At 58.7% G+C, this 25,380-nt stretch carries 23 protein-coding genes; 10 read left to right on the top strand and 13 right to left on the bottom strand.

Features of this window, described 5'->3' with window-relative positions; translation table 11 throughout:
* Nucleotides 1–45 precede the first annotated feature (45 nt).
* Complete coding sequence (gene trpS / locus ACR0B3_RS04920; RefSeq protein ID WP_480808105.1) at nucleotides 46–1,074, bottom strand: tryptophan--tRNA ligase; 1,029 nt, start codon at nucleotides 1,072–1,074, stop codon at nucleotides 46–48.
* An 86-nt stretch (nucleotides 1,075–1,160) separates the two neighbouring features.
* Between trpS and ACR0B3_RS04915 the strand changes: the two genes are divergently transcribed.
* Nucleotides 1,161–1,847: a rhomboid family intramembrane serine protease gene (locus tag ACR0B3_RS04915; RefSeq protein WP_480808104.1), complete on the top strand. Its 687-nt coding sequence runs from the start codon at nucleotides 1,161–1,163 to the stop codon at nucleotides 1,845–1,847.
* Nucleotides 1,848–1,853: 6 nt separating this feature from the next.
* Here the strand turns inward: ACR0B3_RS04915 and murJ are convergent, their stop codons facing one another.
* Genes murJ through ACR0B3_RS04900 form a run of 3 tightly spaced genes read right to left on the bottom strand, consistent with a single transcriptional unit; the run spans nucleotide 1,854 to nucleotide 7,343 of the window.
* The gene (gene murJ / locus ACR0B3_RS04910) at nucleotides 1,854–3,395 is read right to left on the bottom strand and encodes a murein biosynthesis integral membrane protein MurJ (RefSeq protein ID WP_480808103.1); all 1,542 of its coding nucleotides are present in this window, start codon (nucleotides 3,393–3,395) and stop codon (nucleotides 1,854–1,856) included.
* On the bottom strand, nucleotides 3,392–6,211 hold the full coding sequence (locus ACR0B3_RS04905; protein ID WP_480808102.1) for a [protein-PII] uridylyltransferase: 2,820 nt from the start codon (nucleotides 6,209–6,211) through the stop codon (nucleotides 3,392–3,394). Before ACR0B3_RS04905 ends, murJ begins: the two co-directional genes overlap by 4 nt.
* Nucleotides 6,171–7,343, bottom strand: coding sequence for a penicillin-binding protein activator (locus ACR0B3_RS04900; RefSeq protein ID WP_480808101.1), 1,173 nt, complete (start codon nucleotides 7,341–7,343; stop codon nucleotides 6,171–6,173). The genes ACR0B3_RS04905 and ACR0B3_RS04900 overlap by 41 nt, the downstream gene beginning before the upstream one ends.
* 87 nt (nucleotides 7,344–7,430) lie before the next feature.
* Here ACR0B3_RS04900 and rsmI point away from each other — a divergent pair, with 87 nt between their 5' ends.
* The 3 genes from rsmI to gshB all read left to right on the top strand — a co-directional run bounded on the left by rsmI (nucleotide 7,431) and on the right by gshB (nucleotide 9,655).
* Nucleotides 7,431–8,288, top strand: coding sequence for a 16S rRNA (cytidine(1402)-2'-O)-methyltransferase (gene rsmI, locus ACR0B3_RS04895; RefSeq protein WP_480808100.1), 858 nt, complete (start codon nucleotides 7,431–7,433; stop codon nucleotides 8,286–8,288).
* A gap of 1 nt (nucleotide 8,289) precedes the next feature.
* Nucleotides 8,290–8,661, top strand: coding sequence for a YraN family protein (locus tag ACR0B3_RS04890; RefSeq protein ID WP_480808099.1), 372 nt, complete (start codon nucleotides 8,290–8,292; stop codon nucleotides 8,659–8,661).
* Between the two features lie 61 nt (nucleotides 8,662–8,722).
* On the top strand, nucleotides 8,723–9,655 hold the full coding sequence (gshB, locus tag ACR0B3_RS04885) for a glutathione synthase (protein WP_480808098.1): 933 nt from the start codon (nucleotides 8,723–8,725) through the stop codon (nucleotides 9,653–9,655).
* On the opposite strand, the gene ACR0B3_RS04880 is transcribed toward gshB, so the two are convergent.
* The 4 genes from ACR0B3_RS04880 to cobU are packed head-to-tail and all read right to left on the bottom strand — an operon-like array spanning nucleotide 9,652 to nucleotide 13,253.
* The gene (locus ACR0B3_RS04880) at nucleotides 9,652–11,166 is read right to left on the bottom strand and encodes a YifB family Mg chelatase-like AAA ATPase (protein ID WP_480808097.1); all 1,515 of its coding nucleotides are present in this window, start codon (nucleotides 11,164–11,166) and stop codon (nucleotides 9,652–9,654) included. The genes gshB and ACR0B3_RS04880 overlap by 4 nt on opposite strands.
* Nucleotides 11,167–11,213: 47 nt before the next feature.
* The gene (locus ACR0B3_RS04875; protein ID WP_480808096.1) at nucleotides 11,214–12,098 is read right to left on the bottom strand and encodes a glutathione S-transferase; all 885 of its coding nucleotides are present in this window, start codon (nucleotides 12,096–12,098) and stop codon (nucleotides 11,214–11,216) included.
* Between the two features lie 58 nt (nucleotides 12,099–12,156).
* Nucleotides 12,157–12,735, bottom strand: coding sequence for a histidine phosphatase family protein (locus tag ACR0B3_RS04870; protein ID WP_480808095.1), 579 nt, complete (start codon nucleotides 12,733–12,735; stop codon nucleotides 12,157–12,159).
* Nucleotides 12,732–13,253 (bottom strand): bifunctional adenosylcobinamide kinase/adenosylcobinamide-phosphate guanylyltransferase, encoded by a 522-nt coding sequence (gene cobU / locus ACR0B3_RS04865; protein ID WP_480808094.1) that lies wholly within the window; start codon nucleotides 13,251–13,253, stop codon nucleotides 12,732–12,734. Before cobU ends, ACR0B3_RS04870 begins: the two co-directional genes overlap by 4 nt.
* 102 nt (nucleotides 13,254–13,355) lie before the next feature.
* Between cobU and ACR0B3_RS04860 the strand changes: the two genes are divergently transcribed.
* The 6 genes from ACR0B3_RS04860 (at nucleotide 13,356) to ACR0B3_RS04835 (ending at nucleotide 19,919) form a co-directional block, all read left to right on the top strand.
* On the top strand, nucleotides 13,356–14,234 hold the full coding sequence (locus ACR0B3_RS04860; protein ID WP_480808093.1) for an RNA polymerase factor sigma-32: 879 nt from the start codon (nucleotides 13,356–13,358) through the stop codon (nucleotides 14,232–14,234).
* Nucleotides 14,231–15,052, top strand: a complete 822-nt coding sequence (locus tag ACR0B3_RS04855; RefSeq protein ID WP_480808092.1) for a ChaN family lipoprotein — start codon at nucleotides 14,231–14,233, stop codon at nucleotides 15,050–15,052. The genes ACR0B3_RS04860 and ACR0B3_RS04855 overlap by 4 nt, the downstream gene beginning before the upstream one ends.
* 63 nt (nucleotides 15,053–15,115) lie before the next feature.
* Nucleotides 15,116–16,327 (top strand): bifunctional phosphopantothenoylcysteine decarboxylase/phosphopantothenate--cysteine ligase CoaBC, encoded by a 1,212-nt coding sequence (coaBC, locus tag ACR0B3_RS04850; protein ID WP_480808091.1) that lies wholly within the window; start codon nucleotides 15,116–15,118, stop codon nucleotides 16,325–16,327.
* Nucleotides 16,328–16,337: 10 nt separating this feature from the next.
* Nucleotides 16,338–16,793 (top strand): dUTP diphosphatase, encoded by a 456-nt coding sequence (gene dut, locus ACR0B3_RS04845; RefSeq protein WP_480808090.1) that lies wholly within the window; start codon nucleotides 16,338–16,340, stop codon nucleotides 16,791–16,793.
* A complete protein-coding gene (locus ACR0B3_RS04840; protein ID WP_480808089.1) occupies nucleotides 16,793–17,851 on the top strand; it encodes a HesA/MoeB/ThiF family protein in 1,059 nt (352 codons plus the stop codon). Before dut ends, ACR0B3_RS04840 begins: the two co-directional genes overlap by 1 nt.
* 52 nt (nucleotides 17,852–17,903) lie before the next feature.
* The gene (locus ACR0B3_RS04835; protein WP_480808088.1) at nucleotides 17,904–19,919 is read left to right on the top strand and encodes a M3 family metallopeptidase; all 2,016 of its coding nucleotides are present in this window, start codon (nucleotides 17,904–17,906) and stop codon (nucleotides 19,917–19,919) included.
* Here ACR0B3_RS04835 and ACR0B3_RS04830 read toward each other — a convergent pair.
* From ACR0B3_RS04830 to mreC, 5 genes are read right to left on the bottom strand one after another with little or no spacing between them, the layout of a single operon-like run.
* A complete protein-coding gene (locus tag ACR0B3_RS04830; RefSeq protein ID WP_480808087.1) occupies nucleotides 19,916–20,848 on the bottom strand; it encodes a 2-hydroxyacid dehydrogenase in 933 nt (310 codons plus the stop codon). The genes ACR0B3_RS04835 and ACR0B3_RS04830 overlap by 4 nt on opposite strands.
* A gap of 10 nt (nucleotides 20,849–20,858) precedes the next feature.
* Nucleotides 20,859–21,998 carry a rod shape-determining protein RodA gene (gene rodA / locus ACR0B3_RS04825; RefSeq protein ID WP_480808086.1) on the bottom strand — a complete coding sequence of 380 codons (1,140 nt, stop codon included), beginning with the start codon at nucleotides 21,996–21,998 and terminating at the stop codon, nucleotides 20,859–20,861.
* A complete protein-coding gene (gene mrdA / locus ACR0B3_RS04820) occupies nucleotides 21,995–23,944 on the bottom strand; it encodes a penicillin-binding protein 2 (RefSeq protein WP_480808085.1) in 1,950 nt (649 codons plus the stop codon). The genes rodA and mrdA overlap by 4 nt, the downstream gene beginning before the upstream one ends.
* Nucleotides 23,941–24,477 carry a rod shape-determining protein MreD gene (locus ACR0B3_RS04815; RefSeq protein WP_480808084.1) on the bottom strand — a complete coding sequence of 179 codons (537 nt, stop codon included), beginning with the start codon at nucleotides 24,475–24,477 and terminating at the stop codon, nucleotides 23,941–23,943. Before ACR0B3_RS04815 ends, mrdA begins: the two co-directional genes overlap by 4 nt.
* A complete protein-coding gene (mreC, locus tag ACR0B3_RS04810; protein WP_480808083.1) occupies nucleotides 24,470–25,372 on the bottom strand; it encodes a rod shape-determining protein MreC in 903 nt (300 codons plus the stop codon). The genes ACR0B3_RS04815 and mreC overlap by 8 nt, the downstream gene beginning before the upstream one ends.
* Between the last annotated feature and the right edge of the window lie 8 nt (nucleotides 25,373–25,380).

Genomic DNA, 25,380 nt, shown 5'->3' with positions numbered 1-25,380 from the left:
AACGCCGCCCGTGATGGGGCGGCGTTTTGTTTTTCTAATCTGCGGTTACGACTTCCCTGCGCCTACCATGCCGACAATCTCGTAGGTTTTCTGCAAGATCGGTGATGCGATGGCCCGAGCGCGTTCAGCACCACGGGCAAGAATCTGATCGATCTCAGCCTCTTCTCCCATCAGGCGCGCCATCTCGGACGAGATGGGCGACAGCTTTTCAACCGCCAATTCAGCCAGCATTGGCTTGAACTCACCGAACTGCTTGCCGCCAACCTCTGCCAGAACCTGCTCGGCTGTCTGATCGCTGAGCGCGGCGTAGATATTCACCAGGTTGCGCGCCTCGGGACGCTCTTCAAGCCCTTTGATTTCCGAAGGCAATGCATCCGGATCAGTCTTGGCCTTGCGGATTTTCTTGGCGATGGCGTCGGCGTCGTCGGTCATATTGATCCGCGTCATATCAGACGGGTCCGAGGACGACATCTTACGCGATCCGTCGCGCAGGTTCATCACGCGCGGCGCTGGGCCACCGATGACCGGTTCGGTCACAGGGAAGAAGTCGGCGCCATAATCGTGGTTGAACTTGATCGCGATATCGCGGGTCAGTTCCAGATGCTGTTTCTGATCCTCACCAACCGGCACATGGGTCGCGTGATACACCAGAATATCGGCTGCCATCAGCGCAGGATAGGCAAACAAACCCAAAGAGGCGTTCTGAGCATTCTTGCCCGCCTTGTCCTTGAACTGAGTCATCCGCTGCATCCAGCCAATCCGGGCGATGCAGTTGAAAATCCAGGCCAGCTGAGTGTGCTCGGGCACCTGGCTCTGGTTGAACAGAATGGACTTTTCAGGGTCCAGACCCGCCGCAATGAACCCCGCACAGACTTCGCGGGTCTTTTCACGCAGGCGATCGGGGTCTTGCCAGACAGTGATCGCGTGGAGGTCAACCATGCAATAGACGGTCTCGAAATCCGGTCCTTGCATATCCACGAAACGTTTGAGTGCACCCAGGTAGTTACCCAAGTGCAGGTTTCCTGAAGGCTGGATGCCGGAAAACACGCGGGGCGTGAATTGGGTCTCGGTCATCAAAGGAAACTCCTGTCTGGAAAAATCAGCCCCCGTCGCTTACCCATGAGGCAAAGGGACGTCAACAGCCGCGGAAGGCCAGCCCAATGAGCAGTGAGCATTATACACCGCCCGTGAACCCTTTGCCGCCGGTGGTGGTGGCGTTGGTTCTGTTCATTATCGGGATCGAACTGGCCTTCATGCTGGGCAGCCGGGGCTTGATTGGTGGGCCGACCGCTGTCGGGTGGCGGTTGGATGCGCTGCAGCAGTATACGTTCTCGCCCGATATCTTCGACTGGATGGTTCAAAACGGGCGTTGGCCGTTCGAGCATGTGATCCGCTTTGTCACTTATCCCTTTGTCCAAGCAAATTTCACGCAAGCCGTGTTTGTCTGCGTGTTTGTTTTGGCGATGGGGAAAATGGTCGCCGAGGTCTTTGGCAGCGTCGCCATGCTGATCATCTTTGTGCTGTCCGGTGTCGGCGGCGCGCTGGCCTATGCCTTGCTGCTGAACCCTCCTTATCCGCTGGTCGGTGGGTTCCCTCCGGTCTACGGGCTGATCGGCGCGTTTACCTGGCTATTATGGCGCAAGCTTTCACTGGTCGGGGAAAACCAATCCCGCGCCTTCAGCCTGATCGCGGTTCTTATGGGGATACAGCTGCTGTTCGGCCTGATTTTTGGAGGCACCTCTGATTGGGTTGCCGATCTGGGTGGGTTCGCCACAGGCTTTGGCTTGTCGTTCTTTCTGGCCCCTGGTGGCTGGGCACGCATTCTCAGCAAAACACGGCGCGATTAATAGGCACTAGCTGCGGCGCAGCGCTGTTCGGAACTCTGAAATCCGGAAGGCGCCGAAGACGTGTCCCAAAAGGAAGTACGCCGCTGCCGCAGACATAATGAGCATCAGCAGTGCAAGATAACGCCAACCCGGCAGGTCAAACGTCCATCCGAATAGCTGGATCGCCGCGAACAACACCACGCCCATGCCTGCTGAGGCCGCAACGATCCGCCAAATCCGTTGTTTGAACCGGTCGTCAAACCGGGCCTCATCACCCATTCTGCGCGCACCGATTGCAAGCAGCGCCACCATCGCCCAACCAGCCGTCGATGCTGCGATTGCGGGCGCAATCCACCCGATAATGGGGTAGAGGCCAAAGGCAAGCCCGGCATTCACCACCATTGCAACAACAGCGTATCGAAACGGTGATTTGGTATCCTCGCGCGCAAAAAACAGCGGCTGCAGTAGCTTTTGCAGCATGAATGCGGGCAGTCCGACCCCGTATATGGCCACGGCCAACGCGGTGGCCGCTGTATCCTCGGCGCTGAACTGGCCGCGTTGAAACAGGACCGACACGAGCGGGCCGGGGATGATCATGAAGGCAACCGTTGAAGGCAGGGTCAGCAGCAGTGTGAACTCGCCAGCCCGCGAAAAGGCGTTGCGTGCACCATCCTTGTCATCAGCACGCAGCCGGCGTGACAGGTCGGGCAACAGTACGATGCCGACAGCGATGCCAACCACACCAAGCGGCAATTGATACAGGCGATCTGCGGCAAACAACCAGCTGACGGCCTTTTCGGTTTTTGAAGCCACAAGCTGCCCGACCACCAAATTGACCTGCGTCACCCCCATGGCCAGCGCCGCCGGCACCGCGATCCGCACCATGCGCCGCATTTCCGGGCTTAGCTTTGGCCGGCCGGGTCGAATGCGAATGCCCGCGCGTTCAGTTGCAACCCAGACCAGCGCCAATTGCGCGACGCCCGCAACCGGAATGACCACGATCAGCCAACGGATGACCTCACCACCCGTGATCGCGCCAAAGATCAAGGCAGTGCATGCGAAGATGTTCAGCAATACCGGAGCGGCAGCTGCAGCTGCAAAGCGCCCAGTCGCGTTCAGCACACCCGAAAACAGCGCGGCGAGGGACATGAACAGGATGTAGGGGAACACGACATAGCCGTAGTCGACCGCAAGGTCGAAACGTTCATCGCCATAGAACCCTTCGGCAGTTACCCAGACCAGTGCAGGCATGAAGACCATCGCCAGACCGACGAGAGCCAGCACTGCCACGGCCAGCAAGTTGAACGCATCTTGTGCAAAACCTTCGGCGTTTTCACCGCCCTCCAGGCGTTTTGAGAACATCGGCACAAAGGCTGCATTAAACGCACCCTCGGCGAAAAAGCGGCGGAACATATTGGGCAGACGGAACGCAGCAACGAACGCGTCCATCACCGGGCCTGGGCCAATATAGGCGGTCAGCAGAATCTCTCGCAAGAAGCCCAGAATGCGGCTGGCCAAGGTCCAGAAGCCAACGGTGAAGAAGCCCGAAATCAGGCGGATAGGCTTCATGAGGCCGCCCGCTCGGCGCCTTCGGTGATGGCCGTGCGCAGCTTGGCTTCCAGCCCGCGCTGCTTGGCCTCGGAGTGGTACTTCAAGCCGAACATGTCTTTGACATAGAAGGTATCGACCACCTGTTCGCCATAGGTCGCGATGACGGCGTTGGCGACATAGACATTCGCCGCCGCCAGCGTACGGGCTAGGTCATAGAGCAAACCGGGCCGGTCGCGGGTATCAACCTCGATGATCGTGTAAATCTCGGATCCTTCGTTGTCGAAGGTGATATGGGTTGGGACGTTAAAGGCACGTTCACGTTTCTTGATCTTGTCGCGTGATTTCAAGGCATCCCGCGCTACCACTTCACCCTTGAGGGTCTTGTGGATCATCTGGGTCAGACGCGGCAATCGCGAAGCCTCAAACGGATGACCTTCGGCGTCCTGAATCCAGAACGCATCAGTCACATAGCCGTCTTTGGTCGTATAGCTACGAGCATCCACCACATTGGCCCCGACAAGGGCCAGCGCCCCGGCGATCCGTGCAAAAATACCCGGGTGATCCCCCATCGCGAAACAGGCGCGGGTCGCGTCGCGATCTTCATCCGGATGAAGGCAGATTTCGACGGCACCGGGATCGCCGCTGTCTTCCAGCGATTTCAACATTTGCGCAAACTCGACATGGGTCGAAAGGTTCAGACCCTGCCAATAGGGATCATAGTGCCGCCCTGTTTCGGTCTTCAGATCGGTTTTGGACCAGCTCTCCAACGCAGCGCGCAACCGTTTTTTCGCCTCGGCCCCGCGATTGGCGCGGTTGAGGACTTCCATCCCGGATTCCAAAGCGCGCTTGGTGTCTGCGTGCAGGGCGCGCAGCAATGTGGCTTTCCAGTTGTTCCACGTGTTTGGCCCAACCCCGCGAATGTCGCAAACTGTCAGCACCGTCAACAAATCCAGCCGTTTGACGGTGCCAACGGCTTTGGCGAAATCGCGGATTGTGCGAGGGTCCGAGATATCGCGCTTTTGCGCCATATCGGACATCAAAAGGTGATAGCGCACCAGCCATTCCACGGTTTCTGCGTCCGACTTGTTCAGCCCAAGGCGCGGCGCCACCTTGCGGGCGATTTGCGCGCCAAGGATTGAGTGATCTTCGGGCCGCCCCTTGCCGATATCGTGCAGCAGTAGGGCCACGTACAGAACCTTGCGATTGACGCCTCCTTCAAGGATCGATGACGCCAGCGGCAGTGCTTCGATCAGCTCTCCGCGCTCGATCTGGGCCAGATTGACAATGCACTGGATCGTGTGCTCATCCACCGTATAGCTGTGATACATATTGAACTGCATCATCGCCACGATCGGCTCGAACTCGGGCAAAAAGGCTGACAAAACACCCAATTCGTTCATCCGCCGCAGGGCGCGTTCGGGGTTGCCGTGTTTCAGCATCAGATCAAGGAAGATGCGCCGCGCCTCTTTGTCGTTACGCATCTCTTCGTCGATGAGGTTCAGGTTTGCCGTGACCAGACGCATCGCGTCCGGGTGGATCAGCATCCCTGTGCGCAGGCCTTCTTCGAACAGTCTCAGCAGATTGAGCTTGTCTTGCAGAAATTTGTCTGGCTCAGCGATATCCAGTCGACCGTGGACAACTCTGTACCCGGCCTTGACCCGAGGACGGCGGCGGAAGATGCGTTCCAGCAAAGCCGCGCCCTTCATGTGTGAGGCTTCTAGCTTAGTCAAAAAGATGCGGGTCAGCTCGCCCACGCGGGTGGCTTCACGGAAATAGCGTTGCATGAACACTTCGACGGCGCGCCGACCGGCGCGGTCTTCGTATCCCATACGTTCGGCCACCTCGACCTGCAGATCGAAAGTCAACTGTTCGGTAGCGCGGCCCGTCACCAGATGCAGATGCGACCGAACGGCCCATATGAAATCTTCGGCCTGAACGAACTCATTGAACTCTTCAGGGGTGAATAGGCCCATCGGGACCAGTTCAGCGACATCTTTCACGCCATAGATATACTTGGCGATCCAGTAGAGTGATTGCAGATCGCGAAGGCCGCCCTTGCCCTCTTTGACATTCGGCTCGACCATATAGCGTTCACCCTGCTTCAGGTGCCGCTCATCCCGCTCTTTCAGCTTGGCTTCAATGAACTCGCGTTCGCTGCCTTTGAACAACTCGGTTTTCAGACGCGCCTCAAGCTCAAGCGCCAATGCCTGATCCCCAACCAGATAGCGCTGCTCCAACATCGCAGTCCGGATGGTAAAATCATCGGCCCCTAGTCGCAGGCAATCTTTGATCGTGCGCGAAGAATGTCCGACCTTCAGCCGAAGATCCCACAGGATGTACAGCATGGACTCAATCACACTCTCGGCCCACGCGGTGATCTTGTACGGGGTCAGGAACAGCAGGTCCACGTCAGACGAGGGTGCCATCTCACCCCGCCCATACCCACCGACAGCCAGAACAGCGATCTTCTCGCCTTGGGTGGGGTTTGCCAGAGGGTGCAAATGCTCGCTCGCGACGCGCATCGCGGTGCAAACCATCTGATCAGTTAGAAAGGTGTAGGAATGTGTCAGCGGTCGCGCGTCGAACGGGCGTTGTGCAAAAGCATCAGCAATCGCTTTGCGTCCGTCCTTTTGGGCGTCGCGCAGAATACGCACCGTTTCGGCACGCAGGGCGGCATTGTCCGAAGTGTTTTTAACCGCATCGGCCAGGCTGGCGTTGACCTTGGCACTGTCAAAAATCTCGTCAGCCGGACAAATCAGTTTGGCTTCGAGCGCAGAATTCTGCGCCGGTCGCTCAGAATCCGGCGCCAGAGAAGCTTTGTGGGGCAGGGTCAATCACAACCACCTGTTTGTTCTGGATCGTGGCAACAGCCAGACCGCGTTCATTCGTACCGTTCGGTCGTAGGCGGAAGATACCGCCGACACCCTGAAATCCGGCGTTTTGGGTCAGTGCTGCCCCTGTCAGGGCATCGGATTTGCCTTGGCTGACCAGCGCTCCGATTGCTGCGATCCCGTCATAGGCCAGCCCAGAGATCGGGTGTGGCGCCTCGCCATACGTGTTGTTGTACCGCTGGCGATAGGCCTGTGCCTTTGCCGGATCAGGCAGCGCAAACCACCCGCCCTGAACACCAGGCAATTCCAGCGTCTGAGCCGGGATGTCCCAACGTGTCAGGCCGATATACTGGGTTGTTGCAGGGGATACGCCTGCCTCGGGCAGCAATTGGCTATAGAGCGGCAGCGCGCCTGCCGTGGTTGCAGTCAGGAAAATCGAATCCGCACCGGTCGAATCGACCGTTGCTTTGATCGCAGGAACCGAATCGATCACGCCTTGTTGAGACCGGTCATACCCAACCGTTCCCGCATTGTTGACGCGGCTGTTGCTAAGCGCGGTGGCAATCGCGGACTGGCCGAGCTGACCCGCAGAATCGTTGCTATGCACGATGACTGTGCTGTTTTTGCCCTGCTGTCCGGCGTAGTTCACCAGCCGATTGGCCGTGTTCTGGAAGGTGGGACCAAGCACATAGACATTTCCGCCCGCGATGCTGGTGTTGTTTGAGAAGGACAGCACGTTGACGTTATTGCTCAAAACCGCAAGGCCCGCCGCATTGGCCGCTTGGGCGTAAACTGGTCCAAGAATGATCTTGGCCCCGTCTGCCACCGCTTGCTGTGCGACGGCTGAGGCCGTTCCAGCATTGCCAGCGGTGTCATACACGCGCAGATCAATCTTGACGTTCGGCAAATCTGCGATGGCCAGCCGCGCCGCGTTTTCAAGGCTTCGGGCAAGGGCCGCGTCACCGGACTGAGGCGATCCGCTTGGGACCAGCAGGGCCACCGGCACCGGGTCAGAGGTGTCGATCGAAGGCCCTCCGCCAATGCCTCCGACTTCGCAGGCGGCCAGAAAAACGGCCGTGGCCAGAACAATGGCGGATTTCGCCAGTTTGCGTGCGGGCTTGCAAACGGTAAACATCTAAAAGAAAACTCCCTGATCCGGCGTCTGAGGGCACCTTGGTCTATTGAACCGCGATAATAAACGTCACGCTGTGAGGGTCCAGCTTTGAATTTCCAAAAGATCAGATTGGCCGCTGGGCTGTACTTTATTGCCACCCCAATCGGGACGGCGCGCGACATTACGCTCAGGGCGCTGGATGTGCTGGCCTCGGCCGACATGATTGCCGCCGAGGATACCCGCAGCCTGCGTCGGTTGATGGAAATCCATGGCGTACCGCTCGAAGGGCGCCGCATATTGACCTACCACGATCACAGCGGCGCGGGCGCGCGGGGCAAAATACTTGAAGCGCTGGAACAAGGGCAATCGGTGGCTTACGCGTCCGAGGCGGGAATGCCGCTGATCGCCGATCCCGGCTATGATCTGGGTCGTCAGGCGGCTGAGGCTGGGTACACCGTGACCTGTGCGCCGGGACCGTCTGCCGTGTTGACGGCGCTGACGTTGGCCGGGCTTCCCACGGATGCATTTTTCTTCGCCGGGTTCCTACCCAATGCCTCTGGCGCACGGCGTTCGCGAATCGAAGCTCTGCGCAGCGTCCCGGGAACGCTTGTCTTCTATGAATCGCCCAAGCGTGTGGCCGGTTGCCTTGCCGATCTGGCCGACATTCTTGGTGGGGACCGGCAAGCCGCGCTGTGCCGTGAACTGACGAAGAAGTTCGAAGAAACGCGTCGTGGCACGCTCGCTGATCTCGCAGCCGAGTACGAGGGCGCATCGGTTAAGGGCGAGGTCGTTTTGCTTGTGGATCGCGCCCATTCGCAATCTGTTAAGGAGTCTGACGTAGAAGAGGCTTTGATGAAAGCCTTGGAAACACATTCGGTGCGGGATGCTGCAGATTTGGTGTCAGAAATGTTCAGCCTGCCGCGACGTCCGATCTATCAGAAGGCTCTGAAGCTGGGAAAGGGATGATATGGCAGGGCGATCCGTTCAGGGTTCGGTATCCTATCACGCTGGACAATCGGCGGAGCTTTGCGTGGCCTCCGAATACGAGCGACGAGGTTATTCAATCGCAAGACGCAGGTGGCGTGGTACTGGCGGTGAAATTGATCTGATCGCGCGAAATGCGGATGGCCTGGTCTTCGTTGAAGTCAAGAAAAGCCGCAGTTTCGAACGCGCAGCCGTCCGGATCAGCCGCCGACAGATGGATCGGATTTGTGCATCCGCTGCCCAGTATCTTGAGCACGAGCCTAACGGGCAGTTGACGAATTCTCGGTTTGACGCAGCGCTGGTAGATGACGCCGGGGCTGTTCAAATCATCGAAAACGCCTTTGGTTTGGACTGATCCCCATTGAACCCGTCAAGTCTCTGCGCCATGTATCGGGCGTGGAATTGAGGGATACACCATGAAGATCGCCTTTCAGATGGACCCGATCGGGGCCGTGGATATCAACGCCGACAGCTCGTTCCGTCTGGCAGAAGAGGCGCAGGCGCGCGGCCATCAACTGTTTTTTTATGGCCCGGATCACCTTGCGTATCAGGAAGGCAAGATCACTACGCGCGGGCATGACATGACGGTGCAACGAGTCGCTGGCGACCCGGCTGTGCTGGGCCCTGAGCGTGACGTGGATCTGGCTGAATTTGATGTCATCTGGCTGCGGCAGGACCCGCCGTTTGATATGCATTACATCACGTCGACCCATTTGCTGGACCGCCTTAAGGGGAAGGCCCTGGTGGTGAACGATCCGTTCTGGGTACGGAACTATCCCGAAAAACTGCTGGTTCTGGATTTCCCTGAATTGACCCCGCCCACCACGATTGCAAGGGATTTGCAGACCATTAAGGCGTTCAAGGAAAAGCACGGCGATATCATCCTCAAGCCGCTTTATGGCAATGGCGGGGCTGGTGTGTTCCGTCTGGACGCGAATGACCGCAATCTGACGTCGCTGCATGAGCTGTTCACAGGCTTCTCGCGTGAGCCCTTGATTGCGCAAGAATTCCTGCCGGACGTGCGCAATGGCGATAAGCGTGTGATTTTGGTTGATGGCGAGCCTGTCGGTGCCATCAATCGTGTACCGGCCGAGGGTGAAACTCGTTCAAACATGCATGTGGGCGGACGTCCCGAGAAGATCGGCCTGACCGAACGCGACTTGGAAATCTGCGCTGCGATCGGGCCGCTGTTGAAAGAACGCGGACAGATCTTTGTCGGTATCGACGTGATTGGCGACTATCTGACCGAGATCAACGTAACCTCGCCTACCGGCATTCAAGAGCTTGAGCGGTTTAACGGCGTGAACATTGCCGAGAAGATTTGGCAGGCGATTGAGGCCAAGCTTTAAGCACCTGCCTTGGCGCTGATGCGAAAGCTTAGCGCCTCGGCCACATGGGGGCGGCGTACATCGGGTTCTGCGTCGAGATCGGCGATGGTTCGTGCCACCCGCAGGATGCGGTGAAAGGCGCGGGCCGATAGACCGAAACGTTCGGCGGCCTTCAGCAACAACTCTTTGCCTTCTGCGTCAGGGGCGGCGATTTCTTCTAGCAAGTTCCCTTCGACGTCCGCATTTTGTCGGGTTTCCGGCGTGTCGCAAAAGCGATCTGCCTGGATAGCGCGCGCCGCTTCAACCCGTGCCGCGACTGTGGCCGAGCTGTCGCCGGAAGGCGGTAGGTCGAGATCGGTAAAGCCGACCGGTGGAACTTCGATCCGCAGATCGAAGCGGTCCATCAGCGGCCCTGAGATACGGCCCAAATAATCCTCGCCACAGACCGGAACACGAGAACACGCGCGGGATGGGTCTGTCAGATATCCGCATTTGCATGGGTTGGCGGCGGCCACCAGCATGAACCGGCAGGGATATTTCACATGGGCGTTTGCGCGCGCGACCATCACCTCGCCGGTTTCAATCGGCTGGCGCAAGGTTTCAAGAACGGTGCGTGGGAACTCGGGGAATTCATCCATGAACAAAACGCCGTTATGCGCCAATGAGATTTCACCCGGCTTTGCGCCTTTACCACCGCCCACGATGGCGGCCATCGAAGCCGTGTGATGTGGCTCTCGAAACGGTCTTGCGCGGCTAATGCCGCCTTCGTCCAGCAGGCCGCATAGCGATTGGATCATGGATGTTTCCAGCGCTTCGACCGGTGTCAAGGGTGGCAATATCCCGGGCAGGCGAGCAGCCAGCATGGATTTGCCAGACCCCGGAGTGCCGATCATGATCAAATGGTGCCGCCCGGCTGCAGCGATTTCCAACGCCCGTTTGGCGCGTTCCTGTCCTTTCACGTCCCGTAGGTCTCTCGCGCTGGGCGAAAGGTTCACTTCGCCCGGTGTGGCGGCGGGCAGGGCGGCTTGGCCAGTAAAGTGGCGCACCACATCCCCCAAGGACCCGGCTCCGATCACCTGAGTGGCATCCACCCACGCAGCTTCAGCGCTTGAGGCGCTGGGGCAAAGCAGGCTGCGATCCTCGGCGGCTGCGGTCATGGCAGCGGGCAAAGCGCCGACGACTGGAACCAGAGAGCCATCCAATGACAATTCGCCCAACGCAACCGCGCCCTCAGCGGCATCCGCTGGAATGATTTCCAAAGCGGTCAACAAGGCGACCGCAATGGGCAGATCAAAATGGCTGCCTTCTTTGGGTAAATCAGCCGGAGACAGATTGATGGTAATCCGTTTGGAAGGCAGCGCGATGGCCATCGAACTTAGCGCACTGCGCACACGGTCACGCGCCTCGGACACAGCCTTGTCTGGTAAGCCGACGATGGAAAACGCTGGTAGGCCCGGAGAAACGGCGCATTGCACCTCGACCGGGCGGGCATCGACCCCCTGAAAAGCAACGGTGTGGGCGCGGGCGACCATGGCAATCCTGTTCTTGGTTAACAGGACGTTGCTGCCATGGCTGCGGTTTAGGAATCGTTAACGCCGCTGATCATCGCCGTGAATTTTGGCCAGGCGTCGGGATCGGCAACAGTTTTGTCTCGGCAAAATGGATTGCATAATCCCCAGATCTTGCCGTCGAGTTCCAGATAATCGTTCACTGGTTTGCCCGAATAGGGACAGGTGGCGTTTTTCGATGGGCCAGTGCTGATCGCCGACGCCTTTGTATCCCCGCCAATCGGCCAGTTTTTGGCGGGAAGGTCCTGCGCATAGGGAAATGGTTCATAAGCGACCGTCAGGCCCATAGCGCGCCATTGCCGAACGGACATGTCTGAAAGCAGCTCGACACAGTAAGCGTGATTGGCATCCGATACGGGCAGGTCGTAGCCGACGATCCGGGCCGCGACCGGCGTGTAGAAGACATCGGCCAATGAATAAGCGCCGAACAATGGACCCGACGCAGTCCCCGAAATATTACGAGCGTGGGCCCACAGGGTTTCGATCCGGTGGAGGTCCGCAAGCGTGTCAGGAGAGGGCTTGAACCCTTCCCAACGATATTTCAATTGCATCGGGCATTGCCCCCTTAAAGCGGTAAAACCCGCGACCATTTCAGCGCAAAGCCATCGTGCCGTCGCGCGGGCGGCTACGTCCGTGGGCCAAAGCCCTGCTTCGGGGTGGTGTTCCGCCAAGGTCTCGGCCATGGCAAGGCTCTCGCCAACCACCGTGCCGTCCGGCAGACGCAGCGCGGGAACCAAACGTGCTGGCGCCAGTGCTTCCATATCCGCGGCCATCGTCCCGGAATAGAGGCCAATCATCTTGGTGCGGTATGGCAGGCCGAATTTCTCAAGCATCAACCAACCGCGCAACGACCAGCTTGAAAACAAGCGGTCACCGATAAAAAGTTCATAAGTCATGAGCGAACGATGGCGGGTCGATGCGCGTCCGTAAATCAGTGATTTGTGTGCAACCCGATCACGGTCGGTGATTGATCTGCTCTACGGACCACCCAGCGTCATGTCTCAAAATCTCTGTGACCGAGAGATTATCGATACGGTGGCCGAAGGCCTCTTGCGCCTCGACGTCTAACGCCCGTTGGACTTGTGTCAGGATCACACCAAAATGGGCGACCACAATCAGGTCTTGTCCGATATGGGTTGCGATCAAGGCATCAATGGCCGCGTCAATGCGACTGCGCACCTCGTTCCAGCTTTCACCACCCGGTGGCCTGACGTCGCCTGGGTTGTCCCAATAGGCAAAACTCAGTTCGGGGTCTTCGGCTTCAATCTCGGCAAAGGGGCGCATCTCCCAAGTGCCGAAATTGATTTCGCGCAGTTCACTTTGATGTGGCAGGCGGTGGCGCTTGGCTTGAATTGCAGTTGCTGTATCAACTGCGCGCGATAGGTCTGATGAGACAACAACGGCGTTCGATGGCAGATGTTCGTTGAGGCGGGCGATAGCAGCGTGATCACTCAGATCAGCCGGGATATCTGACCACCCCACCATGGTTTTTGCGTGGGTTGGGCCGTGCCGCACCAAATGCAGACGAGTCACAGCGGCGCGCCTTTCAGAACCAATGGCAGCCCCGCCGTAACCTGCACAACACGATCGGCCTGCGCGGCCAGCGCAATATTTAGCCGACCTTGCGCTTCGCGGAAGCGGCGGGACAGCGCGTTGTCTGGTACAATCCCGTGACCAACCTCATTTGAGACAATGACGATCTGCGCCGCGCAGTTTGTCAACGCGTTCAGAAGTCTGGCCTGCGCGTCCTCAAGATCATTCTCTGCAAGCAAGTGATTTGTCAGCCACATGGTTGCACAATCGATCAGGCAAACCTGATCAGCCGTCAGCTTTGCAAGTTCGGGTGAGAGGTCGAATGGCGCTTCGATTGTCATCCATCCGCTGCCGCGTTGTGCAATATGTTGCCTGATTTTTAGGCGCATTTCGTCATCAAACACTTGTGAAGTCGCCAGATAAACACGCCTTTTCCCAGTTGTAACAACAAGTTGCTCCGCAAAAAGGGACTTTCCGGATGCCGCGCCGCCCAAGACAAAGGTTAAATCGGGATGCACTTTTATTACCTTTCTGGTGATCCACCCGGTTTTGCTCTGCGTATCGACCCTGAGTCGGCAAAGCAAGCCCGGCGCATAGTCTGTGATTAAGGGGAGAATTGCATGGCACTGGACAACGCACATGATTTTTCGATGTCCCGGCAGGCAATGAAAGCGGAATTGCTGGATGCCGAGACTGAGTTAAGGCTGGCCTATGCGTGGCGCGATGATCGGGATGAGCAAGCGCTGCATCGTTTGATTACTGCCTATATGCGGTTGGCGATTTCAATGGCGGCGAAGTTCAGGCGCTATGGTGCGCCGATGAACGACCTGATTCAAGAAGCCGGCCTTGGCTTGATGAAAGCCGCCGACAAGTTTGACCCGGATCGGGGCGTTCGGTTTTCCACCTATGCGGTCTGGTGGATCAAGGCCAGCATTCAGGATTATGTCATGCGCAACTGGTCGATGGTGCGTACCGGTTCGACCTCTTCCCAGAAGTCTCTGTTCTTCAATATGCGCCGCGTGCAGGCGCGGCTCGAGCGCGAAGCAGCGACTGAAGGTCTGGATTTGGACCGTCATCAGTTACATCAGATGATCGCCACTGAAATCGGTGTTCCATTGCGGGATGTGGAAATGATGGAGGGTCGGCTTGCCGGATCGGATTTTTCGCTGAACGCGGTGCAATCGGCGGACGAGGATGGGCGCGAATGGATCGATGCACTGGAAGATGAAAGCGAACAGGCCGCCGAAACCGTCGAGAACAGCCATGACAATCAGCAATTGCGCGAATGGCTGGTGGCCGCGATGAAAGCCTTGAACGATCGTGAGCAATTTATCGTGCGAGAACGCAAGTTGCGTGAACCCGCAAGAACGCTGGAAAGCCTCGGTCAGGAGCTTGGCCTGTCGAAAGAACGCGTGCGTCAGCTTGAGGCGGCGGCGTTCATCAAGATGCGCAAGAACCTTGAAGCGCAATCGCGCGAGGTGCAACACTTCTTCGCATGAGACCAATTGCGATTCTTGCAGCTTTCGCGGTGTTCTTGGCTTTGCCCGGAACAAGCCGCGCGGATGAACTTATTCCTCAGGATGTACTGGACGACATGCGTTCGGCGGATGTCGTTATTCTGGGCGAGATTCATGACAACCCGCAGCATCACCTTGTTCAGGCCGAAGCGGTTGGAGAGATAGAGCCTTCAGCGGTTGTCTGGGAAATGGTGACCGAAGAAGGGGCTCAGCGGTTAGCGCAGAAAGCGGCAACCAATCCAGATGAGCTGTCTAGAATGCTGCGTTGGGCCGAATCCGGCTGGCCTCCGCTCAGTATGTATTACCCTGTTTTTCAGGCGGCGAACGTGCCGGTTTACGGCGCGATGGTCCCCAGAGCAGCCGCGCGCGCTGCGATGGAGCGTGGGGCGGCCACCGCATTGGGTGCGGATGCGGCCAGATACGGACTGACCGTGCCGCTGTCGGCTGAAGAGCAATCCGCACGAGAGGCTGAGCAACTGGCGGCGCATTGTGATGCCTTGCCCGCCGAAGCGCTGCCGCAGATGGTCGCGATTCAGCGGCTGCGCGATGCTGTATTGGCCCGTGCCATTTTGAAGGCCGCAGATGAGACTGGCGGGCCGATTGCGGTAATCACCGGCAACGGCCACGCGCGAAAGGATCGCGGTATTCCAACATTTCTGTCACGTCTGCGCCCGGGTCTTAGGGTCTTTGTGCTGGGCCAATCCGAAGATGGGATAGTGGACGGAGAGTTTGACGCCGTGATCGATAGCCCCGCGGCTGAGCGTGAGGACCCCTGCAAAGCCTTCGAGGTGCAGAATTAACTGCTGGAACTGCCCGGCAGCGTTGCCTAATGTCAGGGCCGACCGGGACGGGAAGGGCGAAACATGCTGTCATCCAAACGCATTCTGCTGATCATCGGCGGTGGAATCGCGGCCTATAAGTCGCTGGACCTGATCCGTCGCTTGCGGGAACGCGGGGCGGCAGTCACGCCGGTTCTGACCCGCGCTGCCGAAGAGTTTGTGACCCCGCTATCCGTGTCTGCCTTGGCTGGCGAGAAGGTCTATCGAGACCTCTTTGACCTGACCGACGAGGCCGAGATGGGGCATATCCAACTGTCCCGTTCGGCTGATCTAATCGTGGTTGCGCCTGCAACTGCCGATCTGATGGGCAAGATGGCAGGCGGATTGGCGAATGATCTGGCCTCAACCCTGCTGATGGCGACCGACACGCCGGTTCTGTGCGCACCCGCGATGAACGTTCGTATGTGGGAGCATCCAGCGACCGGACGCAACCAAGTGCAGCTAGAAGCGGATGGAGTACGGTTTGTCGGCCCGAACGAGGGTAATATGGCCTGCGGTGAATACGGCCCGGGCCGCATGTCAGAACCGCTGGAGATCGTCGCTGCGATCGAAGCACAACTTGCGGCGGGTCCCTTGGCAGGCAAGCGCATTCTGGTGACCTCCGGCCCCACGCATGAGCCGATTGACCCGGTACGCTACATCGCCAACCGATCCTCGGGCGCGCAGGGAACGGCTGTGGCCCGTGCGCTGGCTGCGCTGGGGGCCGAAGTTACCTTTGTCACAGGCCCGGCTGACGTGCCACCCCCTGACGGGGTGAATATTGTGCGGGTCGAAACAGCACAACAGATGTCAGATGCGGTAGATGCGGCACTTCCTGTAGATGCAGGCATATTCGCGGCCGCCGTGGCCGATTGGCGGGTGTCTGGCGCATCAGACAAAAAGCTGAAGAAAAGCCGCGATGGAATGCCCGCGCTAAACTTTGCCGAGAACCCGGATATTCTCAAGCGCATTGCCCATCTGGAAACGGACCGGCCCGGTTTGGTTGTGGGCTTTGCGGCTGAGACGGATAATGTGATCGAACACGCCACCGCCAAACGCACCCGTAAGGGGTGTGACTGGATCGTTGCGAACGATGTTAGCCCTGCGACAGGCATCATGGGCGGGTCCGAGAATGCTGTGATCCTGATCTCTGACGAAGGGGCCGAGGAATGGCCGCGCATGGGTAAAGACGACGTGGCAAAGCGGTTGGCGAACAGGATCGCTGAGGCGCTGAGCGAACAAGAACCAAAAGACTAGAGGTGCAGTGATGGTGGCAATTCGTGTGATCCGCGAGGAAGGGGCCGATCCGTCGGTGCCTTTGCCGTCTTATGAAACATCGGGCGCTGCCGGGGCAGATGTGCGTGCCAACCTGCCGGATGGCGCATCGATTACCCTAGACCCGGGCCATCGTGCGCTGGTGCCCACGGGCCTCCGGATCGAAATACCGCAAGGCTATGAAGTTCAGGTGCGACCACGTTCGGGCCTCGCTTTGAAGCACGGGATTACCTTGCCCAACACTCCGGGTACTATAGACAGCGATTATCGTGGCCCGCTGGGTGTGATCGTGATGAATGCAGGTCAGGACCCGTTCGAGATCACACATGGCGAGCGTATCGCGCAGTTGGTTGTTGCGCCTGTTGTGCATGCCACTTTTGAAGGTGTTGAGGTTCTCAGTGAAACCGACCGCGGCGCGGGCGGGTTCGGATCAACCGGTCGGGGCTGATGCTGCTGGTTCTGATTTTGGCCGCCGGGCTTTGGGGCGTCGGCTATATGGCTGGCGTGTCGCGCAACGCGCGGATGGTTTCTGTTGGCGCATTGCTGACGGGCGTGATCATTGCTCAACTCGTGTTGCCCGAGGGCAATCCATTGCGCCAAGCGACTGGTGGGTCTGCGGGGATGTGGCTGATCCTCGCTGGCGTGGCTCTGCTGGTTCTGCTTTATGGGCGGGGCATCAAGGCGTTGCGCAATCGCGCCGCGCCCGGCCCAACGACGGAGCCCGCCATGCCATCCGATCAATTCAGCGAAACCGAACTTGAACGCTATGCCCGCCATATTGTGTTGCGCGAACTTGGCGGCCCGGGTCAAAAGCGGATGAAACAGGCGCGTGTGCTGGTGATCGGGGCCGGGGGCCTTGGCGCGCCCGCGCTGCAATATCTGGCCGCGGCCGGAGTAGGCACCATTGGTGTGATCGATGATGATGAGGTCGAGAATGCCAACCTGCAACGGCAAGTGATCCATCGCGATGCGGATATCGGCATGCCCAAGGTTTTTTCGGCTCAGCAGGCCATGGTGGCGCAGAACCCCAATGTGGTGGTCCTGCCCTATCACCGTCGTCTGACCGAAGAGATTGCCGCAGATCTATTCGCCGACTTTGATCTTATCCTAGATGGTACCGACAATTTCGAGACCCGTTATCTGGCCAACCGAACGGCCGTGGCACTGGGCAAACCGTTGATCTCGGGCGCGCTGTCGCAATGGGAAGGACAGCTGAGCGTGTTCGACCCCGCCACCTCGGGCCCCTGCTATCAGTGCATTTTCCCCGAAGCGCCAGCCCCCGGTCTTGCGCCCTCATGCGCCGAGGCGGGTGTGATCGGCCCGTTGCCCGGCGTGGTTGGCTCGATGATGGCGGTTGAAGCGATCAAAGTGATCACTGGTGCCGGGCAGGCGTTACGGGGTGAGATGCTGATCTACGATGCGCTTTATGGTGAAAGCCGCAAGATCACCTTGGCGCGCCGCGCAGACTGCCCGGTTTGCGGTTCAGGGGATCAAAATCCGGGCTAGCACTGGATCATTCTGCCACACGGTCTTAGCTATGAGGTCAAAGGAGACCTCAATGACCAACCCGATCCTGTCCGACTGGAACACGCCCTTCGAAATCGCGCCGTTTGCCACGATTTCGGACGATGATTTTGCCCCTGCACTGGAACAGGCGATGCAAGCGCATGATGCTGAGATCGCGGCGATTTCAGCAAATCCGGATACGCCCACCTTCGCCAACACGATCGAGGCACTTGAGGCTGCCGGGGAACAGATGGACAAGGTTCTGTCGGTCTTCTTCACAGTTGCGGGTGCCGACAGCAACTCCAAGCGCGAGGAGCTGCAGCGCGCGTTTTCCCCGAAACTGGCGGCGCATTACTCGCGGATTTCCTCGAACAAAGACCTGTTTCAGCGGGTGGCGGATCTGTGGGATCGACGGAGCGACTTGGAACTGACGGACGAACAGGCGCGCGTGTTGATGCTGTCGCATCGCGGGTTTGTGCGCGCAGGCGCTTCGCTGACCGGCGATGACGATGCACGGATGCAAGAGATCAAGGCGCGCTTGGCATCATTGGGCACGTCCTTCACACAAAACCTGTTGGCGGATGAACGCGATTGGTTCATGGACCTGACCGAAGAAGACCTGGAAGGACTGCCGGGGTTCGTCGTTGATGCGGCCCGCGCAGCTGGTCAGGAAAAGGGCGCGGATGGCCCGGTTGTGACCCTGTCACGCTCGTTGATCGTGCCGTTCCTTCAGTTTTCGCCTCGCCGCGATCTCAGGGAAAAAGCGTATCGTGCCTGGGCGGCGCGCGGCGCGAATGGCGGAGAGACTGACAACCGCGAGATTGCGGCTGAGATTCTGGCCTTGCGAGAGGAACGGGCCAAGTTGCTCGGCTATGACAGCTTTGCCGACTACAAGCTGGAAACCGAAATGGCGCGAACTCCGGATCGCGTTCGCGAGCTATTGATGCAGGTCTGGGAGCCCGCAAAAACCCGCGCGGATGCGGATGCCGGTCTGCTAACGCAGATGATGCAGGAAGAGGGTGTTAATGGCCCGTTGGAGACCTGGGACTGGCGCTACTATGCCGAAAAACGGCGCAAGGCCGAGCATGATCTGGATGAGGCCGCGCTGAAGCCGTACTTGCAACTGGACCGGATGATCGAGGCCTCGTTTGCCTGCGCCAACCGTCTGTTCGGGCTGGAATTTACGCCACTGGATGTACCTCTCTACCATCCCGACTGTCGTGCGTGGGAGGTCACGCGGAACGGCCAGCACATTGCCGTCTTCATCGGCGATTATTTCGCCCGCGGATCGAAGCGTTCGGGTGCATGGTGCAGCGCGATGCGTGGGCAGGCGAAATTCCCGAAAGAGCAAGCCCCGGTCGTGATCAATGTCTGCAACTTTGCCAAAGGTGACCCAGCGCTGCTGTCATATGACGATGCGAGAACGCTGTTCCACGAATTCGGCCACGCCCTGCACCAAATGCTGTCCAACGTGACCTATGAAAGCATCTCGGGCACATCCGTCGCGCGGGATTTCGTGGAGCTGCCAAGCCAGCTTTATGAACACTGGCTTGAAGTGCCTGAGGTTTTGGCCGAATTTGCAACCCACGCCGAAACCGATGAGCCGATGCCGCAGGAGATGCTGGAGAAAGTGCTGAAGGCCGCCAATTTCGATCAGGGATTTCAGACGGTGGAATATGTCGCCTCGGCACTTGTAGATCTGGCATTCCATAATGGAACGGCACCTGCTGACCCGATGGCGAGACAGGCCGAAGTTCTGGCTGAGATCGGCATGCCCCCAGCGATCGGCATGCGTCATGCAACACCGCATTTCGCGCATGTGTTTGCAGGCGACGGCTATAGCTCTGGCTATTACAGCTACATGTGGTCCGAGGTCATGGATGCCGATGCGTTCGCCGCCTTCGAGGAAGCAGGCGGTGCGTTTGATCCGGAACGGGCCAAAGCGTTGGAGGACAACATCTTATCTACCGGAGGATCGCGCGAGGCCGAAGACCTGTATCTTGCCTTTCGCGGTCGCCTACCCGGCGTCGAAGCCCTGCTGAAAGGTCGCGGATTGATTGCAGCCTAGTAGCCTAGGTCCCGATCAACGAGGTGCAGGTATGGCTCTCCTGCCTCACCTCGGCGGATGTTTTCGCAAACCACCTTTGCTGTAGTGATGGGGCGGGTTTCCGAGGCGATATGCGGCGTTACGGTAACGTTGGGATGCGCCCAATACGGGTGTTCGGACGGCAAGGGTTCAGTGCGAAACACGTCCAGCGTGGCATGCCCAACCTGACCGGAATCTAACGCCGCCAGCATGGCATCGTCTTCGATCAACGGCCCACGCCCCGGATTGATGATCTTGGCCCCTTTCGGCAATAGGGCGAGCGTTTCAGCGTTGAGCGTATTCTCGGTCGCTGGGGTATCGGGCAGCAATAGAACCACGATCTCGGCTTGCGACAACGCCTCGCGCAGCCCGTTAGCACCATGCAGGCAGGTCACGCCGGGGATATCCTTTGCGGTGCGGCTCCATCCGGTGACATTGAAATTCAACGCCACCAATGCGCGGGCAGCGGCCTCTCCCAAAGTGCCCAAACCCAGGATGCAGACCGTGCGTTGCGAGGCAAGCGGTGGCGCCTCTGGCAACCACGTGCCATCCTGCTGTGTGATATGTTGATCCATCCCAAGATGATAGCGCAGCACGTGCCCGACCACCCATTCGGTCATGCCCTGCGTCAGCCCTTCGTCGACCATCCGTGTCAGCGGAACCGTCAGGGTTTCATTGCCCGCGATTTTCTCGACCCCGGCCCAGAGGCCCAGCACCGCCTTGAGACGCGTGTATGGTGTGAAATCCTGTAGTGGCCCGGTTGGGGCATAGATCACGTAATCGACCTGATCCGCTGGGATATCTGTCGCCAAGTGATAATCCAGCCCCGCGTCTGCCAGGTGCTGGCGCAGCAAAGGCTCGTACTCCGGCCACAATCCGGCGCGTGCGGAAAACAGGATATTCGCGGGCATTGGGAACCTTTCAACGGGGGCGGTGGATATGGGCGCTTTGCACGATACCGAAAGCAGCCATCAGCACAAGCATTGCCGAACCACCATAGCTGACCATGGGCAGCGGTACTCCGACAACCGGCGCCAGACCCATCACCATCGACATATTGACTGCAAAGAAGAGGAAGAAATTGAGCGCGATGCCCAGTGTCACCAGAGACGAGAACCGATCCTTGGTCGACAATGCCGTGACCATGCAGAAGATCAGGATCATGCCGTATAGGATCAGCAGGGTGATGCCGCCAACAAAGCCGAACTCTTCGGCCAGAGTGGTGAAGATGAAATCGGTGTGTTTCTCGGGCAGAAAGTTCAGACGTGATTGCGTGCCTTCCATGAAACCGCGCCCATTCCAGCCGCCTGAACCCAGTGCAATCTTGGACTGAGTGATATGATACCCCGCCCCAAGCGGGTCTGTCGAGGGATCAAGAAAGGTATCGATGCGCCTGAACTGGTAGTCCTTGAGAAGCTGCCATTCCGTCCCACGGCTGTTGAACACGGTTGCAATCAGACCAACCCCAGCCGCGATCACCGCAGCGAAATAGGCCCAGTGAACACCAGCCAGGAACATCAGGCCACCACCCGCTGCCAGCAACAGGATCGAGGTGCCAAGATCAGGCTGCCGCAGCACCATGAAGGTGGGGATCAGGATCAGTAGGACAGGGATAATTACCCAAATCGGGCGCGAGGTTTTATGCGCGGGCAACCAATCGTAATAGGCGGCCAGCACCATCACCAGCGCAACTTTCATCACCTCTGAGGGTTGGAGCCGCATGAACCCCAAGTCAATCCAGCGCTGTGCGCCCATGCCAATGGTGCCAAACAACTCGACAACAATCAGTAGACCGATCGAGCCCAGATAGGCCACAACCGACATGTTGCGCCAGAACCAGATCGGTACCAAGGCGATGATGAACATGGCCGCCAGACCCAGCCCGAACCTCTCCATCTGCGGTTCGGCCCATGGCGTCCAGGATCCACCCGCGACCGAGTAGAGCATCAGGAAGCCAGCACTGGCGACGCTGATCAGCAACAGCGTCAGCGGCCAATTCATATACAGGAATTTGCTGAAGCCTGATGGCGTGGATTTGACGGCGTATTCAAGATAGCTCATGCGCGATCCTTTGCGTCGGGACGCGCTTTGGGGCGGCGGTCGCCCTCAAGCCGTTTTTGTTGTTCCTTGATGCGCTCTCGATCAGCGACCGGGTAGGCTTCGAGCGGTGGGGTGCCGTTGTATAGCGCCTGAAGCATGATGTCCCGCGCGACGGGGGCCGCCGCCTTAGAGCCACCGCCCCCATGCTCGACCACAACCGCGATCGCATATTTGGGATTGTCGTAAGGCGCAAAGCTGACGAACAGGGCATGGTCGCGCCGTTCCCAAGGAAGGTCTTCATTGCGGATCACACCTGCCGCGCGTTCCGCCTTGGTAATATTGCGCACCTGGCTGGTGCCCGTTTTGCCCGCCATACGGAAATCATCGGCGATGATGCGGCTGCGATAGGCTGTGCCGCGCCGATCGTTCGACACCGACCACATCGCCTCGCGAATATACCGCAGGTTTGTACGGTTGATCTCTAGCGGGTCACCGGCACCTGTTGGCTGTTCGATGCCGTCGATTGATCGCACCAAACGGGGTGCAACAGCGCGCCCGGTGGCGATCCGCGCAGTCATTACGGCCAATTGCATTGGCGAGGCCAGCATAAAGCCCTGCCCGATCGATGCGTTGGCCGTATCACCGATCAACCAGTCCTCGCCATGGGTCCTTTGTTTCCATTCCTGATTGGGGGCCAAACCTGCGCGAACGGCGGACATTGGGATGTCGTGCTTGACACCCAGACCAAGGGTGCGCGCCATCTCAGAGATTTTGTCGATGCCGACCTTTATCGCCACATCGTAGTAATAAACATCGCAGCTCCGCTTGAGCGACGTATTTAGGTCTACCATCCCGTGCCCGCCGCGTTTCCAGCAGTGGAAGCGGCGGCTGCCAACCTTCAGGTGGCCGGGGCAGTAGACTGTGTTGCCGGGGCCAATAACGCCTGCCTCAAGTGCGGCCAAGGCCGTGACCATCTTGAAGGTTGAACCGGGCGGATAAGTTCCTTGAACAGTCTTGTTTGCCAGCGGGCGATATTTATCCTGTGTTAGAAACTGGTAATCCGCAACCGAGATGCCGCGCACAAACAGGTTCGGATCGAAACTGGGTGCCGAGGCCATTGCCCGCAGATCGCCGGTTTCGCAGTCAATGACTACGGCAGCCGCACTTTCCCCGGCCAGCCTCGCCTGTGCATATTGTTGCAGATCCGCGTCCACGGAAAGCTGCAGATCTGCGCCCGGTTGACCCTCTTGACGGTCCAGTTCACGCATGACACGCCCGGTGGCGTTGACCTCAACCCGCTTTGATCCAGCCCTGCCGCGCAACTCGAATTCCTGCTTGGCTTCCAGACCAACCTTGCCGATTTGGAACCGGGGGATGCGCAGCACAGGCTCCGGGTCTTCGATCTGGCTCAGGTCATAGTCGCTGACCGGGCCAACATACCCGACAATATGCGCGAAATCCTCATATCGCGGGTATTGCCGAGTTTGACCCACTTCGGGTGTGACGCCGGGCAGGGCAGGGGCGTTGACCGCGACCTTTGAGATATCCTCCCACGTCACCTGATCGGCCAGCGTGACGGGCAGGAAAGGGGCTGATCGGCGCATCTCGGTTTTGGCACGCTCGATCTCATCCTCGGTCAGCGGGATCAGATTAGACAGCTTGGCGAAGACCTCATCAATGTCGCCTGCATCTTCTCGCACGATGACGATGCGATAGGAGGGTGAGTTCTGGCCGATTATCTGCCCGTTGCGATCATAGATCCGGCCTCGGGTGGGTGGGATCAGGCGAATATTGATCCGGTTTTCTTCGGCCAACAGACGGTATTCGTCTGCCTGATCCACCTGCATGAAACGCATACGGGCCGCCAGCCCCCCGATAAAGGCGGTCTGTAACCCGCCAAGGATCAGGGCGCGGCGCGGCAGCCTCTTATATGCAAGACCTTGTGGTTTGGGTTTGCGCTGCTTCATGGCCGCACCCTTGCCGTTCCGTTGTCCGCGACTGATTTACGCCGCACACCAAATGCGGTCTGGCTAAGCAAAACCATCAGTGGATATATAGCAATCGTCATGAACACTTGAATGACCACCGGTCCCAACGTCGCTTGCTGCACGGACAGGATCGCAAGGATCAAACGATCGAGCACGAAGACGGTGGCGATGGCCGCTCCGACAGTTGTCCATTCGCTGACAAATCCTGCATCCCGCATGCCTGGCGCTGCGGTGCGCAAGTAAGCCGCGCCAAGCACCACCAGCGCGGCCAACAGGCCCGGAGGGCGTTGTAGCAGCAAATCGGCCATAAACATGACGATGGTGATGATCAGAACCGGGACATATTCGGATCGCCGCAGCACCCATGCATAGGTGAGCGCGATCAATACGTCAGGAAACGGCAAACGGTCTGGTTTTGCATCCAGCGGAAGCAGGTGCAAGAACACCACGAGTATTGCCAAAGCAACATAGAGACCGCGTTTGGCCCAAAGGTGAGTAACCGCCCTATCCATCGCTAACCTCAGCCGGGGTCAATGATGCCTCGGGTCGGCGGGGGCCGACAATGTCCCCTGAATCGGTGATTGGTGGGGCAGATTGGAACCGCAGCACGCGCAGAAATTCCAGCCGCTCGAAATCCGCCGACAAACGCACGCGCAACCGGCCGCCCGGATCAACGGCGATTTGTCCGATCAGCAGCCCGCCAGGAAACACGCCGCCATCGCCTGAAGTCACAACACGGTCACCCGGGCGCACAAGCTCTCGGTTCTCCAGAAACTCGACCGTGGGCGTGGCACTGTTGTCGCCGGTTATCAGAGCTGTCTGGCCCGAGGGCTGGATGGTCGCAGGTATCGCGCTTGAAGCATCGGTCATCAGGATGACGCGGGCTGTATCCGCCCCAACGCCCGAAATGCGTCCGACAACGCCAATTCCGTCCATGGTCGCCCAGCCATCCCTGATGCCGTCTCGCTCACCCACGTTCAGAAGAACCGATTGCCGGAACGGCGAACCGCTATCTGCCATCACCACACCGGTTACGTAGGTCAGGCGCGGATCAAGCCGCACGTTGTTCAAATCCAGCAGGCGGGCGTTTTCCTGTTCCAGCTGCAGCGCGGCCTCTTTCCACGCGCGCATCAGCCGCAATTCGCTGCGCAATTCCTGGTTCTGTTCGCTGAGGCGTTGGTAGCTTTGAAAATCACGAGACAGGTTCACCAGCGCCGTAACAGGCACCATTGCCCACTCCATAGAGGGTACAACCGTGTCGAGCACCTGAGCTCGGAATCGTTCGACTCGCGGGCTGTCAATGCGCCAGACGAGGAAAATACCAAGCAGGCATAAAACAACAATCCCCAGCAACAACCGGCGCAGGGGTGTCGTATATTCATCGCGCTGTGATCGGTCCTTTGCCACAGGTTACC

This window comes from Ruegeria sp. CE9 (genome assembly GCF_056537425.1).
Note: the sequence above shows the minus strand (reverse complement) of the source record. Positions and strands in the feature narration are given on the sequence as shown.